The 11,663-nt window shown below is 58.9% G+C and carries 10 protein-coding genes; 7 read left to right on the top strand and 3 right to left on the bottom strand.

Annotation, left to right across the window (positions count from 1 at the left end):
* Window positions 1–143: 143 nt before the first annotated feature.
* On the top strand, window positions 144–1,265 hold the full coding sequence (locus tag BM229_RS08115) for a Do family serine endopeptidase (RefSeq protein ID WP_093927072.1): 1,122 nt from the start codon (window positions 144–146) through the stop codon (window positions 1,263–1,265).
* 116 nt (window positions 1,266–1,381) lie between these two features.
* Here BM229_RS08115 and BM229_RS08120 read toward each other — a convergent pair whose 3' ends face one another.
* From BM229_RS08120 to BM229_RS08130, 3 genes are all read right to left on the bottom strand, one after another.
* A complete protein-coding gene (locus tag BM229_RS08120) occupies window positions 1,382–2,005 on the bottom strand; it encodes a response regulator transcription factor (RefSeq protein WP_093927073.1) in 624 nt (207 codons plus the stop codon).
* Window position 2,006: 1 nt separating this feature from the next.
* Window positions 2,007–4,469 carry a PAS domain-containing sensor histidine kinase gene (locus BM229_RS08125; RefSeq protein WP_167360210.1) on the bottom strand — a complete coding sequence of 821 codons (2,463 nt, stop codon included), beginning with the start codon at window positions 4,467–4,469 and terminating at the stop codon, window positions 2,007–2,009.
* A gap of 592 nt (window positions 4,470–5,061) precedes the next feature.
* Window positions 5,062–5,667 carry a LuxR C-terminal-related transcriptional regulator gene (locus BM229_RS08130; protein WP_093927075.1) on the bottom strand — a complete coding sequence of 202 codons (606 nt, stop codon included), beginning with the start codon at window positions 5,665–5,667 and terminating at the stop codon, window positions 5,062–5,064.
* 97 nt (window positions 5,668–5,764) lie between these two features.
* On the opposite strand from BM229_RS08130, the gene BM229_RS08135 reads away from it, so the two are divergent.
* From BM229_RS08135 to BM229_RS08160, 6 genes are all read left to right on the top strand, one after another.
* Entirely contained in the window at window positions 5,765–6,964 is a 1,200-nt protein-coding gene (locus tag BM229_RS08135) for a substrate-binding domain-containing protein (RefSeq protein ID WP_093927076.1), read from the top strand.
* Window positions 6,965–7,048: 84 nt separating this feature from the next.
* A complete protein-coding gene (locus BM229_RS08140) occupies window positions 7,049–7,816 on the top strand; it encodes an ABC transporter ATP-binding protein (protein WP_093927077.1) in 768 nt (255 codons plus the stop codon).
* Complete coding sequence (locus tag BM229_RS08145) at window positions 7,813–8,514, top strand: ABC transporter ATP-binding protein (RefSeq protein WP_093927078.1); 702 nt, start codon at window positions 7,813–7,815, stop codon at window positions 8,512–8,514. The genes BM229_RS08140 and BM229_RS08145 overlap by 4 nt, the downstream gene beginning before the upstream one ends.
* A gap of 11 nt (window positions 8,515–8,525) precedes the next feature.
* Window positions 8,526–9,518, top strand: coding sequence for a branched-chain amino acid ABC transporter permease (locus BM229_RS08150; protein WP_093927079.1), 993 nt, complete (start codon window positions 8,526–8,528; stop codon window positions 9,516–9,518).
* 7 nt (window positions 9,519–9,525) lie between these two features.
* Window positions 9,526–10,596 (top strand): branched-chain amino acid ABC transporter permease, encoded by a 1,071-nt coding sequence (locus tag BM229_RS08155; protein WP_093927276.1) that lies wholly within the window; start codon window positions 9,526–9,528, stop codon window positions 10,594–10,596.
* Window positions 10,596–11,444 (top strand): alpha/beta fold hydrolase, encoded by an 849-nt coding sequence (locus tag BM229_RS08160; protein WP_093927080.1) that lies wholly within the window; start codon window positions 10,596–10,598, stop codon window positions 11,442–11,444. The genes BM229_RS08155 and BM229_RS08160 overlap by 1 nt, the downstream gene beginning before the upstream one ends.
* Window positions 11,445–11,663: the final 219 nt, after the last annotated feature.

Genomic DNA, 11,663 nt, shown 5'->3' on the forward strand with positions numbered 1-11,663 from the left:
AGCCAAGAGGTAAGGCAATTCTGCCACCCGCGCATCCCGCCGCCTGTATTCTCACAGATTTGTATAGCGCCTGCGACGGCGCTGTAAAACGCGGCCCCCAGATAGGGGTCCAGAAACACTGAATGCACAGCAAGGAGCATCTCATGAACCAGACCCTTTCCAAGGCCCCCCGCGCCGCCGCCCTTGCGCTGAGCGCCGCCGTCGCCGCGACCCCAATGCTGGCACTTGCCCCCACAGCCGCGCTGGCCGTACCGGCAGGCGGCTATGCTGACCTTGTCGAGGCCGTCTCTCCCGCCGTGGTCTTCATCGAAGTGACAGCCAAACAACAGAGCGCGCAGATCCAGCAGCAGCTTCCCCCTGGCATGCCCGAAGAACTGCGCCGCCGGTTCGAGCAGATGTTGCCCGACCAGCACGGTGCCGAGGCGACTCCGCGCCAAGGTTTGGGGTCCGGTTTCATCATCTCCGAAGACGGTCAGATCGTGACCAACCACCATGTCGTCGCGGGTGCCGAGACGGTAACCGTGAAACTCGCCGATGGTCGCAGTTTTGACGCCGAAGTGGTCGGCAGCGATGCGATGACCGACATCGCTCTGCTCAAAGTCAAAGCGGATGTGGATCTGCCCAAGGTGGACTTTGGCACTTCCAAAACCCTGCGTGTCGGCGATGAAGTCGTCGCCGTGGGCAACCCCTTTGGCCTTGGCGGCACCGTGACCTCGGGCATTGTTTCGGCTCTGTCGCGTGACATTCAGGCCGGGCCATTCGATGACTTCATCCAGACCGATGCGGCGATCAACCGTGGCAACTCTGGTGGGCCGCTGTTTAACAACGATGGCGAAGTCGTGGGCGTGAACACCGCGATCCTGTCGCCGGGCGGCGGCTCTGTCGGGATCGGCTTCTCGGTGCCTTCTGACCTTGTGCAGACCATCGTGGCTGATCTCGCCGATGACGGCTTGGTTGAGCGCGGCTGGCTGGGTGTGCAAATCCGACAGATGACCCCCGAGGTTGCCAATGTGCTGGGCTATGACGAGCCGCGCGGCGCGGTGATTGAGGCCATCAGCGAAGAAAGCCCTGCCGCCAAAGCGGGCCTTAAGAGAGGCGACATCATTCTATCCTTTGGCGAAACAGAGGTGGATGATCTGCGCGATCTGACGCGCGCCGTGGCCACCACAACACCAGAGAGCGCAGCGGAGGTTGTCGTCCTGCGCAAGGGCACGGAACAGACCCTTGAGGTGACCGTGGGCGCGCTGAAACCCAAGCCGGCGTGACCCATGCCTTCCCGGCAATCCTCATGCTGCCGGGAAGACCCCCAGCCCTTCCCCCCTCGCCGGGGCTGGGCATCCTGCCCCGGTGGTTTTCATGCTGCCGGGGCTTTTTGGTGCAGCTAACCACCTTCCGTCGTGGATGCACTGTGCAGATGAAAACGCACCAATTCCGCAACCGAATTAGCCTCTAGCTTGCGCATCACCCGTGCGCGATGCACCTCGACCGTCTTAACAGAAATATCCATCTCATTGCCTATTTCACGATTGGCCAACCCCGCTACTACGCGTTCGAACACGCGATGTTCTTGCGGGGTAAGCCGGGCCAGCAATTGCGCATTTTCGACGGCCACCTCTTTGCTTTTGCGCCGCGCTGCATCGGCCTGAAGCGCGGTGTTGATAAGGTCGAGCATGTTTTGATTGTTGAAGGGCTTTTCAATAAAATCTACCGCGCCGGCCTTCATCGCCTTGACCGCCGTCGACACATCGCCAAAAGCCGTCATCAGTATAAGCGGTATCTGGATGCCCCGTGCGTTTAGCGCCTTTTGCAATTCCAGACCGCTCATCTCCGGCATGCGGACATCGCTGACCAGACAGCAGGTGCCAATATCTTCATACCCTTCAAGAAACTCAGCGGCCGAGCCAAAGGAAAGGGCGCGTAGCCCGACAGAGCCAAGCAACCACACCAACGAATCTCGCACGGCGGCGTCATCGTCGACAACGTAAACGATCCTGTCTTCAGTCATTCTACACCTGCACCTCCGCCGGTAGGCGAACGGACAGGCAGGCCCCCTCTGCATCAGATTTGGTCACGGCGATTGAGCCCCCATGCGAAAGCACGATCGTTTCGCAAATCGCCAACCCCACACCAAGGCCCTTGTCCTTGGTCGACCGGAAGGCACTGAAAGCCGTTTGGGCGGGCATATCCGAAGCAAAGCCGCTCCCTCCGTCGGCCACGTCAACCACGATCTCACCCTCCGTGCAGCGGGCGGACAAAATGACTTCGGCATCGGGGCGGCCCGCGTCCCGGCAGGCATCAATGCCGTTCTTGATCAGATTGATCAGCAGTTGCTCAATCTCAATTCGGGCGCAGTGAAGTTCGGCATCATTGCATTGATCGTCGATCACCACAGTGACGCCGGTGGCAGAGCTTTCCGGCTGGATCAGCAGTTGAACCGAGCGGAGGATTTCGGTGAAGCCCACGGCAACACGATCTGCGTCATCGTTGTGCAGATAGTTCGACATGGACCGTAGGATGGCACTTGCACGCTCAGATTGCTTTTGCATGTTGTTAAGCACAGAGATCATGTCCTTTCTCTCAAGCTGGTCGTTTTCGGCCCGCAGCACACAGCCTGCGGCAAAATTATGAATAGCGGCTAAAGGTTGGTTCAATTCATGGGCGATGGCGGCGGTCATCTGGCCCAGCGTCTCGCGCCGGTTAAGCAGTTGCAGCGCCGTTTCATGGCGGTGAAGCCGCTCTTCACGCTCAACCTTTTCGGTGATGTCAGAGGCAATCGTCAAAAGCCCCCCTGCGGCCACGGGATAATCCGTAACCTCCAACCAGCGCCCCTCTGACGACCGTGCGCGGAAGAATTTGGCGGGTGTGTTTCGACGGTCGCGCCGCTGTTCGCCCCAGCGAACTTTGCCTTCAGATGACATGGCCAATTTGCCGGTGCGCGTGAAATGCGCCAGTAGCTCATCAAAATGCCGACCAATGATATCACCGCCGATCCCAGCATAGGTTGCGCGGTATTTCTCGTTACAATAGACGAGCCGGTCGTTCCTGTCGAAAAGCGCGACCATCGTCGATATATTCTCAAACGCCAGCGCCAAAGCTTCCAACGCGCTTTTCCGCTCACTCTCCGCTGTAGCGATCTCTGTCATGTCAAAACAGGTGCCGCGATAGCCTGCCAATTGCGCGCTACTATCAAAAAATGGCTTACCCGACATGTCGATCAGGCGTTCCCGCCCATCGGCCAATGGGATCACCAGCCGCAAATCGCGAAACGGCGCCTGACGGGCCAGCCGCTGTTGCAACACATCATAGTCGCCCTTGCGCCGTGCGATATCGGCCTCCGTGAGTGTTTTGCCCAACTCGAAAATCGGTGTTTCGGCTTCGGTTTGACGGCCCCCGCCTGAAAGAAACGTAAATCGACGGTGGACATCCATCTCCCATACCCAATCGGTCGCACTTTCGGTGAAATCGCGGAAACGGGTTTCGCTTTCGACCAGATCGCTCAGAACGTTCTGCTGGTCGGTCACATCTTGGATCGCGGCCAAAACATGCACGTTTGGCCCTCGGTCCACGCGGCGAATGCAGGCGCGTGCCTCGATCTGGCGGCCATTGGCGGTCAGAAATTTTATATTTTCGATCACGTCGCGCGTGCGGCTGTCCGCCATATGCAGATTGTTGCGGATCGTCGCACGGCTGCGCGGTTCAACGAACCCCTGTCCCTGTTGCCACATCTCGCGCAGGGTCTGCGCATCACGCCCTAGCAAAGTTTCTACCTCGGGTGAGACATCAATCAGTGCGCCCTCCTGATCCCATTCCAAATAACCCACCCCTGCGACATCGGCGGCAAGCGCATGTTTTGTCGCGCTGATCTCGGCCTCATAAACCGCGTCCTGCAAGGCGGAGCGCTCCATCACCATGACCAAAACGCCCACCACCTGCCCCCGGTCGGACAGCGGTTGATAGATCGCCGCCCCTTGGTTGCGGGTCAAAACCGGGCGGGAAAAATCAAAATGCCATGTCACCTGCCGCCCGGCCAAAGCCTTTTCAAGGTTGGCGGTTATTTCGTCCAACAATTCAGGTGGAACGATCCGAGAAAGATGCTGGCCCACAATATCACGCGCCGGTCGCCCAAAGGACGCGCTATAGGCATCGTTGACAAAAGCGTAAGTCATATCAGGCGTGAGGAAGGCCGCTTGGACAGGCAGATCATTCAGCAGATCGGGCAATTTCCTGCGGGTCTCTTCGCTACCGCCGCCGCCCTGCTGTTTGCGGTGGTTGCGCGCAACCCGCCAGACTTGGGCCACCAGCACAGCAAACGCCGCAGCCGCCAAGACAAGTTCAACCGGATCACGATAGAAAACGCCGCGCGGAGCTTGCGCCGATGCCAGCACCACAATGATGTCCAATAGTAATACCGCAACTGCGCCGAACACGCCAAAGCGATTCACCGGGTCGCCGATTTGTCTGGCGATCATCACGCAGGTCAAAACCAGTCCGCACAGCGCAATCATTGTGAACGCTGCGACAAAGCTCATGTGGCACCTCTACTTTCACAAAGAAAGTCGGTCTTTTCCGCCGCCCTGTCTATTGGGGAAAACCCTCATAGCGGTTGGCAAGACTATCCCCGCAACCTCACCGTACCGCCATGCGAAACAAATGCCTAAAAATAACCGCCGCAATATCAGCGCCTTGCTTCGGATTATTAGGGATAACCCTGATTTACTTGGGGGCAACGCCCAATTGGCGCAAAAACTGTAGGGCAGTAGTTTGCCCCGCAACCACGGGTTCTGCCGTGCGATTAAGGTCAAAATTCGGATTAGCTCAATGAAAAATAGCCAACGCTGCGCGTCAGAAACATCTGACGAAGTGCGAAAGCCATACAAACCTCCGACAGAAACAGATCTGGTGGAAATTCGCAGCCTCTATGCGCAAGCCGATGCAATGGCCGAAGCCGCAGAGGAGACACCACAGTGTTGCGGCGAAGGGGAAACTGCAGGCAGCATTCCGCCCCCGATGTAATCGGAGCAGGGCGATGAACGGGGTGACACCGGCTGAAACGAGTGCCGGTCACTTCTGACTGTTGGACACCACATGTTCACTGTCGATCCCACCGAGCGAGTGAAACAGACCAGAGGTATTGTTCACGCCGAATTTCTTTAGCAATTTGGCGCGATATACCTCAACCGTGCGGTGCGAAATGTCGAGATTGATGGCGATTTCCTTGCTGGTCAGCCCCTCGGCCAGATGGCTTAAAATCTCACGCTCTCGCCGAGTGAGCGGCAGATAGGGTCGCTCGCCCGACAGGTCGGCAAAGCTCCATACCGCGCGGTCCAGCGGGCTTTCTGGGGTAAAGGAATGGCCCCGCACGCGGCACCAGAACAGGCTACCATCGCGGCGCGCCATGATACGCTCATCCCAATAGGTATTCGTTTCGCGCAGCTGCACCACGCCCCGGTCGCGGATGTTTACGAACTCTTCATCCGACGGATATAACACCGAGAACCATTGGTCGCGCAGGGCCGCACGCTCATAGCCGAACATCTGCGCAAAGGCGATGTTGCATTCGCGGATCACCCTGTTCTCCGTCACCACCAAACCGATGGGCGCATGCACGAAAGCCAGTTCAGCGAACTGCCCATCGCGAAAGCAGTCATCGGTACGTATTTCCACCATCTTGCCCCAATCATCTCTTTCTCGGATGTTCGAAACTCAAGCTAGTCGACGGGGGGAGACGGTGCAACAATGCGCTGGCCCGTCCAGGGAGGATACCATGAAGACACTCACGCGGATTGCCGCCGTGACGGCAAGTGTTGCGGCATTTGCCAGCGCGGCATGGGCGCAAGACCCGATCAAGATCGCACTCGTGCACGGGATCTCGGGCAGCAGTTTCGAAGCCTTCTCCAAACAGGCGCAAACCGGTTTCGAGCTGGGCATCGAATACGCCACCGACGGGACCAATACTGTCAAAGGTCACAAGATCGAGCTGATCGTCAAGGACACGCAATTCAAACCCGATGTCGCCCGAGCCGTATTGGCCGAAGCCTACGGCGACGACGAGGTTCTGATGGCGATTGGATCGACCTCGTCTGGTGTTGCCAAGGGCATGCTGCCCATCGCCGAGGAATATGAGAAGATCTTGATCGTAGAGCCTGCGGTCGCTGATAGCCTGCCCGGGCCAGACAGCAACCGCTACGTCTTCAAAACCTCGCGCAACTCTTCGATGGACATGCAGGCGCAGGCCTTGGCGCTGAAGCCCGACGAGAACCTCTTTGTCGCCACCATCGCCGAAGATTACGCCTTTGGCCATGACGGGATCGACGCGTTTAAAGCCGCGCTTGACGGCACAGGCGCAACCGTGGTGACCGAGGAATTCGTGCCCCAAGGCACCGCTGATTTCACTGCCGCAGCCGAGCGTATGTTCAATGCGCTGAAGGACAAGGAGGGCCGCAAGGTGATCCTTGTCTATATCGCTGGGGGCGGCGACGCGCCGGGAAAAATTCAGGCGCTTGATCCATCGCGTCATGGCATTGAGATTTCCATGGGCGGGCATATCCTGCCTGTACTCCCAACCTATAAGCGTTTTCCCGGCATGGAAGGCCCGGTTTACTACTACTATGAAGCCTACAAAAATCCGGTGAACGATTGGCTGGTCAAAACCCATCAGGAACGGTTCGACGGCCCGCCTGACTTCTTCACTGCGGGTGGCATGTCGGCAGCGCTTGCCGCCGTCAAAGCGATCGAAACAGCCGACAGCCTAGAAACCGAAGACCTGATCGCTGCGATGGAAGGCATGTCTTGGGAGACACCCAAAGGCACCATGACCTTCCGCCCCGAAGACCATCAGGCGCTGCAGTCCATGGTCCACTTCAAAATCCGCGTTGATGAGAACGTCGATTGGGCGATCCCCGATCTGGTGCGCATCATCGAAGCGGACGAGATGGACATCCCCATCGGCCGCACCAACGACTGATCGCACTCCCGGCTGGCCTGCCCGACCCGTCGCATGCGGTGGGCCAGCCCCTCTGTGCCAATTTCCGTACCAAAGGTTTTTCAGATGTCCACGCCGTCACTCATCACGCGCGATCTGACCATTCGCTTTGGCGGTCACGTCGCCGTCAATCAGGTCTCTTGTGCCTTCCATCCCGGTGAACTCACGGTGATCGTCGGGCCGAACGGGGCCGGGAAAACCACCTATTTCAATCTGATCTCAGGCCAGCTCACCGCGACCTCGGGCAAGGTATTGAAAGGCGAGGTCGATCTGACCCGTATGCCACCCTCGGCGCGCGCGCGGCAAGGTGTGGGCCGCGCCTTTCAATTGACCAATCTCTTCCCGCAACTCTCTGTTTTGGAGAACATTCGCCTCGCCGTTCAGGCGCGTGAGGGGGACGGCTGGCGGCTGCTGCGCCCGGCACATCGCTTCACCAAACTGACCCAAGACGCGGAGCACTACCTAGAGGCGACCCGCCTATCCCGCGTCGCCCATCTGCCCGCCGCCGCCCTGCCCCACGGTGACCAACGCAAGCTGGAAGTGGCGCTGCTGATGGCAATGGAACCTGACATTTACATGTTCGATGAACCCACCGCGGGCATGTCACTGGACCACGCGCCCGATGTGCTGGAGTTAATCGCCCAGATCAAATCCGACCCGTCCAAAACCGTGTTGCTGGTCGAGCATAAGATGGATGTGGTGCGCGCGCTGGCAGACAGGATCATCGTCTTGCACAACGGCGAATTGCTGGCCGATGGCGCCCCAACCGAGGTCATGGAAAGCCAGATCGTGCGCGATGTCTACCTCGGCACCGCCACGGAGGAGACGGCATGAGCCTGCTGACCCTCAACCAGATGAAAACCGACATCGGCCAATATGCCGTGCTCCATGATGTGAACCTTGAGGTGCCCGAGGGCGGCGTCTTTGTTCTTCTGGGCCGCAATGGAGCGGGCAAGACAACCACGCTCCGCTCGATCATGAGGCTGTGGAAACCCGCGCCGGGTTCGGTGCGCTTTGACGGCCAAGACATCACCGGGCTGCACACCGCCGACATTGCACGCCTTGGCATAGCCTATGTGCCCGAGAACATGGGGATCTTCGGCAATCTGACAGTTGAAGAAAACCTGATCCTCGCCACGGCGAAGGGGCATTTCGATGCCGCCCGCCTGAAACGCATCACTACACTGTTCCCGGCTCTAGAGCGGTTCTGGACCAAACAGGCTTGGTCACTTTCGGGCGGGCAAAAGCAGATGCTGTCTGTCGCCCGCGCCATTGTTGAGCCGCGCCGCTTGATCTTGATCGACGAGCCGACCAAGGGCCTCGCCCCTGCCATCGTCGCCGCCATGGCCGAAGCCTTTACCGAGATTTCACGTGAAGCAACGCTTCTGCTTGTCGAACAAAATTTTCATTTCGCCCGCAGCATTGGCCGCGACATGGCAGTGATTGACGACGGCCGCGTTGTGCACAGCGGCAGCATGGCCGAATTTGCCGCCGATAAACCATTGCAAGACCGGCTGTTGGGCCTGTCGTGATGAGGAAGAACATGGACCGCATTTCAGATATCATGGGCCGGTTCGGCGGGGTCTACCTACTCCCGCTCGCCCTCGCCGCTTTGGCCTTTGTGCTAATTGGCGCGCCTTCTTCTTGGGCCACGCTGACCGTCGCGGGGCTGGCGATGGGAATGATGGTGTTTCTCATGGCTTCGGGTCTCAGCCTGATCTTTGGGCTGATGGATGTGCTGAACTTCGGCCACTCGGCCTTTGTAAGCTTTGGTGCTTTCGTCGCCGCCTCTGTCCTCGCGGCCCTCAGTGGGTGGCTGGGGGCTGATAATGTGCTCCTTAACATCGTCGCACTGACCCTCGCGATCATCGCGGCCATGTCCTTTGGCCTTGCCGCCGGGTGGTTCTTTGAAACGGTCATCATCCGCCCCGTTTACCACGACCACCTGCGGCAAATCCTGATCACTATGGGCGCGCTAATCGTGTCCGAACAGATCATTCTCGCCATCTGGGGCGGCACGCCGATCACCGTTCTGCGTCCGCAGTTCCTTGAAGGGGCGTGGATCATTGGCGACGTGAGCATCGAAATCTACCGCATCTTTGCCTTTGGTCTTGGGCTTGCTGCCTTTATCGGCCTCTACCTCGTGTTGAACCGCACGCGTTTGGGCCTGCTGGTCCGCGCAGGTGTCGAAAACCGCGAGATGGTAGAGGCGCTTGGCTTTCGTATCGACCGGCTTTTCATCGGCGTCTTTATGGTCGGCTCGGCGCTGGCAGCTGTCGGCGGTGCGATGTGGGCGGGGTATGAGACGCTGATCACGCCTGCGCTTGGGGGCGAGATGATGATCGTCGTTTTCATCGTCGTCATTATCGGTGGGCTTGGCTCTATCGAAGGAACGCTCTTGGGGGCGCTGTTGGTCGGGCTGACCGCGAATTACGTAGGGTTTCTGGCGCCAAAGCTGGCTTTGGCCAGCAATATGATCCTGATGACGGCGATCCTGCTGTGGCGGCCCAACGGCCTGCGTCCGGCGGTGAAGTGAGATGAATATGCACAGCAAATCAACTTATGGCACCATTGCCGTGAAAACCGCCGTGTTGCTGATCGCCGCCCTGCTGCTGTTTGCACCGTTTCTGTTTCAGGACGTGCGCGCGCTAGAGGTCGCCGCCCGCATCTGTATCTTCATTGTGTTAGTGGCGAGCTATGACCTGTTGATCGGCTACACCGGCATCGTCAGTTTTGCCCATACGATGTTTTTCGGCTTCGGCGCTTACGGTGCCGCCATCGCCCTGCGCCAGATGGGGCCGGGCTGGGACGCGGTGGCTATAGGCGCTTTGGCGGGTGTGCTGGTCTCGCTGGTGGTGGCCACGGGCGTCGGGCTGTTGAGCCTGCGGGTCAAAGCGATCTTCTTCGCGATGATCACATTGGCGACCGCTTCGGTCGCGCTTGTGCTGGCCTCGCAACTGTCGCAATTTACCGGTGGCGAAGACGGCATCACCTACCGCGTGCCGGACCTGTTCAAACCCGCGACAAAACTGATGGTGGATGAAACCGGCAAGGTGGCGCGGCTTTTCGGCGTGAAACTCAATGGCAAGCTTGCGGCCTATTACTTTGTGTTTTTCACCTCGCTGGCGCTGTTCTTGCTGATGTTGCGGGTGGTGGCGGCGCCGTTAGGGTCCGTTCTGAAAGCCATCCACGAGAACGAAGCCCGCGCCGAAGCCATTGGCTACCGCGTCGTGGCCTACCGCACATTCGTCTTCTGTCTGTCAGCCGCCGTCGCGTCGCTGGCGGGAACGATATATGCCGTCTGGCTGAAATACACCGGGCCGGACACCACGCTGAGCTTTGCCATCATGATCGACATTCTACTGATGGTGGTGATTGGCGGCATGGGCACGATGTGGGGCGCGGTTGTTGGTGCGGTGCTGATGGTCGTGGCGCAATACTATTTGCGTGACCTCATGGGGGCTGCCGCAGAGGCCACCGCCAACATTCCATTGCTGCCCGATTTGCTCGACCCCGACCGCTGGCTCTTCTGGCTTGGCATTATATTTATCTTGCTGGTCTATTTCTTCCCTCGGGGGATCACTGGCACCATCATGCAAAAGGGTGCGCGCTGATGACCTCCCCCCGTTTCCACTTTGTCCCTGTAATGGACCACGAAATTCACGTCACCGAATGGGGCGATCCCAGCAAACCTGCGCTGATTATGCTGCACGGGCTGGCGCGCACAGGGCGCGACTTTGATGAGGTCGCAGCCGCGCTATCGGATAATTTCTATGTGCTTTGCCCCGATATGATTGGACGGGGCATGTCGAGTTGGTCGCGCAATCCCGAAGCTGAATACGCGGTCGAATACTACGCGGGCATCACAACTAATGTGATGGATCACTTCCAGATTGACCGCGCGGCGTGGTTTGGCACCTCGCTTGGCGGTATGATCGGGATGCACATCGCCTCTGGGCATGACTCTGACCGGATCAGCGCCTTGGTGGTGAACGACATCAGCCCCGAACTGCCCGCCGCAGCGGTTGATCGGATCTTATCTTATGTCGGCAGCCTGCCGGATTTTAGCAGTTTTGCCGAAGGAGAGGCGTGGCTGCGCCAAACCTACGCGCCCTTTGGCCCGGCGGCGGATGCCTATTGGCAGCGCATGGCGCGGTCGTCGTTGCGCCGCCGTTGCGACGGGCGGCTGACGCTTCATTATGACCCGCGGATCACCGTGCAATTCACTGCCTCTGCGCATGAGCTTTCTACTTGGGACCGCTGGGCGAGGATCACCACGCCAACCCATCTGCTGCGCGGCGCGCAATCCGATCTGTTGCTACCTGAGGCCGCCAAGCGCATGACCCAAAGCGGCCCGCGCCCCGACGTGACCGAGCTTCCCGATTGCGGTCACGCGCCCAACATGTCCAACCCCGCAGATATCTCCCTGCTGCGCGGTATTCTCCTCGAAACGCTGGGTTAGACTGACGCGCGGTGCTGCCCCTGCCTTTTGCAAAATTGACGCTGTTACAGCTTTTGCCAACATTTCGCCATTTTTTTTGCACCCGCAACCGGCAGTACAGCCTATTAAGCAATAAGGGGGCGGACCCGGCCCATAGAAGGCCGGTGCGCGGAGGATAGGGCAGGTTTGGGCAAACTCGGCATGAAAATGATTAGGAATACGCTGTCACAGCGTGCAAAA

The sequence above is a fragment of the Sulfitobacter dubius genome (genome assembly GCF_900113435.1).
GTDB lineage: Bacteria > Pseudomonadota > Alphaproteobacteria > Rhodobacterales > Rhodobacteraceae > Sulfitobacter > Sulfitobacter dubius.

Bases quoted from the DNA above. Each gene is read 5' to 3' on its own strand.
- BM229_RS08125 (WP_167360210.1), bottom strand. From the start codon at position 4,469: ATGATCGCCAGACAAATCGGCGACCCGGTGAATCGCTTTGGCGTGTTC.
- BM229_RS08140 (WP_093927077.1), top strand. From the start codon at position 7,049: ATGTCCACGCCGTCACTCATCACGCGCGATCTGACCATTCGCTTTGGC.
- BM229_RS08120 (WP_093927073.1), bottom strand. From the start codon at position 2,005: ATGACTGAAGACAGGATCGTTTACGTTGTCGACGATGACGCCGCCGTG.
- BM229_RS08155 (WP_093927276.1), top strand. From the start codon at position 9,526: ATGCACAGCAAATCAACTTATGGCACCATTGCCGTGAAAACCGCCGTG.
- BM229_RS08160 (WP_093927080.1), top strand. From the start codon at position 10,596: ATGACCTCCCCCCGTTTCCACTTTGTCCCTGTAATGGACCACGAAATT.
- BM229_RS08135 (WP_093927076.1), top strand. From the start codon at position 5,765: ATGAAGACACTCACGCGGATTGCCGCCGTGACGGCAAGTGTTGCGGCA.
- BM229_RS08150 (WP_093927079.1), top strand. From the start codon at position 8,526: ATGGACCGCATTTCAGATATCATGGGCCGGTTCGGCGGGGTCTACCTA.
- BM229_RS08115 (WP_093927072.1), top strand. From the start codon at position 144: ATGAACCAGACCCTTTCCAAGGCCCCCCGCGCCGCCGCCCTTGCGCTG.
- BM229_RS08145 (WP_093927078.1), top strand. From the start codon at position 7,813: ATGAGCCTGCTGACCCTCAACCAGATGAAAACCGACATCGGCCAATAT.
- BM229_RS08130 (WP_093927075.1), bottom strand. From the start codon at position 5,667: ATGGTGGAAATACGTACCGATGACTGCTTTCGCGATGGGCAGTTCGCT.